Annotated in this window: 3 protein-coding genes; all 3 read right to left on the bottom strand. The window is 61.5% G+C overall.

Annotated elements, in window-relative coordinates; translation table 11 throughout:
• Positions 1–59: 59 nt before the first annotated feature.
• Positions 60–1,556, bottom strand: coding sequence for a preprotein translocase subunit SecY (gene secY, locus FN369_RS00780; RefSeq protein ID WP_142524317.1), 1,497 nt, complete (start codon positions 1,554–1,556; stop codon positions 60–62).
• A 107-nt stretch (positions 1,557–1,663) separates the two neighbouring features.
• Positions 1,664–2,107, bottom strand: a complete 444-nt coding sequence (gene rplO / locus FN369_RS00775) for a 50S ribosomal protein L15 (RefSeq protein ID WP_142524316.1) — start codon at positions 2,105–2,107, stop codon at positions 1,664–1,666.
• Between the two features lie 8 nt (positions 2,108–2,115).
• A partial coding sequence (rpsE, locus tag FN369_RS00770; protein WP_374728749.1) for a 30S ribosomal protein S5 occupies positions 2,116–2,783 on the bottom strand: 668 nt, incomplete at its 5' end.

Below are 2,783 nucleotides of genomic sequence, written 5' to 3'. Positions count from 1 at the left end.
GGGGCGGCCGGAGGCGACTCCGTCGCATGGACGGGTCGTCTCCGAGACGCCGCGATGGTTCAGTGCTTGGCGAGCGAGATCGTCACTCCCGCAATCACCAAAAGCCCGATCAGGGCATAAAGCCAAACGAGGGTTCCTTCCTGGACGGGGCCGGTTCGACCGGCGGGACCGAAGGTAGAGCGCCCACGGATCTTCCCCCGCTTCAAAAAGCCGTCGTAGCGACGTTGGAGGAGATAGGTTTCGGTTTGGCGCATCGTGTCGAGGACGACTCCGACGACGATCAGGAGGCTCGTCCCTCCAAAGAATTGTGCGGTGATGGCTGGGATCCCAAGCAGGCTCTGCACGAGCATCGGGAGAACTGCCAAGGCGGAGAGGAATGCCGCGCCCGCCAAGGTCAATCGGGTCATCGAAAAATCGAGGAATTCGGCCGTAGGCTGCCCCGGGCGAATCCCCGGAATGAAGCCACCGTGCTTCTTGAGGTCGTCAGCGATCTGAACCGGGTTGAACTGCGTCGCCACCCAAAAGTAGGAGAAGAAGAAGACCAAGAGTACGGTGATCCCGTAATAGAGGCCGCCGGCGGAAAGAGAGGTAGCAAAGCGTGCCGCTGCGGGCGAGTTGGGGAAGAGGAAGCCGATGATCGTCGAGGGGAAGAGAAGAATTGCCTGAGCGAAGATGAGGGGCATCACTCCCGCATAATTGACTTTGAGCGGCAAAAAGGTGCTCTGTCCTCCATAGACCTTGTTGCCGCGCACCTGCTTCGCATAATGGACGACGATCTTGCGCACCCCTTGCGTCATGGCGACGGTGGCCGCGACGACGCCGAAAAGAAAGACCAGAAGAAGGGCAACGAGCAAGGGGCTGGACGCCGAGATGCTCGAGGGGGAAACGAGCTTCGACCATCCCTGCAAAAGAGCCGCGGGGAGACGGGCCAGGATCCCAATCGTGATGATCAAGGAGACCCCGTTGCCGATTCCCTTGTCGGTGATCTGTTCCCCCAGCCACATGAGGAGCATCGTTCCCGATGTCAAGCTGAGCACGGTCATCAGTCGAAAGGCCCATCCCGGGTCGGGTACCAGCGGCACACCCAAGCGTTCGATCACAGAGGTGATCCCGTGGAGAAGCGGGATGCTTTCCGGATTTTCGAAGCCGACAGCGAGCAAATACCCCTGGAAAAGGCAGAGCAGTCCCGTGAGAACGCGAGCATACTGCGTCAGCTTTTCCCTTCCCCCTTCCTCTCGGGCGAGCTTGCCGAGGCTGGGAACGACGGTCGTCAGCAGTTGAATCATGATGCTCGCACTGATGTAGGGCATGACGCTCAGCGAAAAGAGGGCGCAATTTTCGAGCGCCCCTCCGCTGAACAGATTGAGCATCCCGACCACAGACCCCTGCGACTGCTGATCGATCACCGTCCGAAAGTACTCGCTCAGCACGTTCGGGTTGACGCCGGGACAGGGTACCGCCGAGCCCAGGCGGACGACGACTATCACCGCAAGGGTAAAGAGGATCCTTTGGCGAAGCTCGGGGATCTTGAAGCAATTAACAAAGGCAGAAACCATCGTCTTCTCCTTCGGGGATTGGTCCGAAGCGGAAACTCTTTTTGGGAGGCCCGAGTCGGCGGTTCTTCCGGCCGATAGGCGTCCCCTTCTCCCGCCGATGAGAGAATCTAGGAGACAATTTCGATCTTCCCTCCGGCGGCTTCGACCTTCGCCCGCGCGGCGGAGCTAGCGGCATGGACAACGAACGTGACCGCCCGGCTGATCTCCCCTTCGGCCAACAGCTTGACTCCGTCCCAATGGCCTTTGACGATCCCCGCCGCCCGCATCCCCTGCTCGTCGATGCGGTCGCCGGAAATCTTTTCCACGGCTCGGAGATTGACCGGCGCGTAGACCGTCGCGAAGCTCGCGTTGTTGAATCCTCTGCGGGGAATTCGCCGAATGAGAGGCATCTGCCCCCCTTCGAAGCCGATGCGGATGCTCCCTCCAGAGCGCGCCTTCTGCCCCTTGTTGCCTTTCCCGCTGGTCTTTCCGTGACCAGAGCTCTCTCCGCAACCGAGCCGCTTCTTCCTATGGCGAGCCCCCGGTCGCGGGTGTAAATCGTGCAATCTCATTGAGACTCCTATGCTTGGACTTCGATCGCCTGCCCTTGCGGCTTTTCGCTGCCGCTCCTGTTTTTGTTCTTTCCCCGCAAGTGGAGAACCTCGTCGGGGGACCGGAGCTGCCGGAGAGCGAACAGGGTCGCCTTGGCGACGTTGTATGGGTTGCTCGAACCAAATGATTTTGTCAAAACGTCCTTGATGCCGGCCGCCTCAAGAACGGCGCGAACGGTCAGCCCTGCGATGAGGCCCGTTCCCGGCGAGGCGGGTTTGAGAAGAACTCTCCCCCCGTCGAACTCTCCGATCGATTCGTGGGGAATCGTCTGTCCTCGCAACACGACCGGATCCATCCGCTTCCGCGCGCTTTCGGTCGCCTTCTTGACCGCGTCGGCTACCTCGTTCGCCTTCCCGAAGCCGACGCCGACCTTTCCCTGCCGGTCGCCGACGACCACCAGGGCACCGAAGCTGTATCGCCGGCCGCCTTTGACAACCTTGGCGCATCGGTTGACATAGACGACCCGATCCATCAATTCGCCCGCAACCGCTTCTCGGCGTTGCCCGTCGGATCCTCCGCTCCGGCGCGGCCGGCGCCGCCCTCGCGGGGCGGGTCGCTCCGCGGGAGTCGGGCTTTCTTCCTGGGTGCGAGCCGCCGGAGAAGGGGTTGAAATGGAGGAAGCCGCCGCCGTGGCGG

The organism is Methylacidimicrobium cyclopophantes (genome assembly GCF_902143385.2).
Lineage (GTDB): Bacteria > Verrucomicrobiota > Verrucomicrobiia > Methylacidiphilales > Methylacidiphilaceae > Methylacidimicrobium > Methylacidimicrobium cyclopophantes.
This window is presented reverse-complemented; position numbering and strand designations above follow the sequence as displayed.

What these genes read in the sequence shown, in the direction of transcription:
- secY (WP_142524317.1), bottom strand. Translation starts at nt 1,556, where the DNA reads ATGGTTTCTGCCTTTGTTAATTGCTTCAAGATCCCCGAGCTTCGCCAA.
- rplO (WP_142524316.1), bottom strand. Translation starts at nt 2,107, where the DNA reads ATGAGATTGCACGATTTACACCCGCGACCGGGGGCTCGCCATAGGAAG.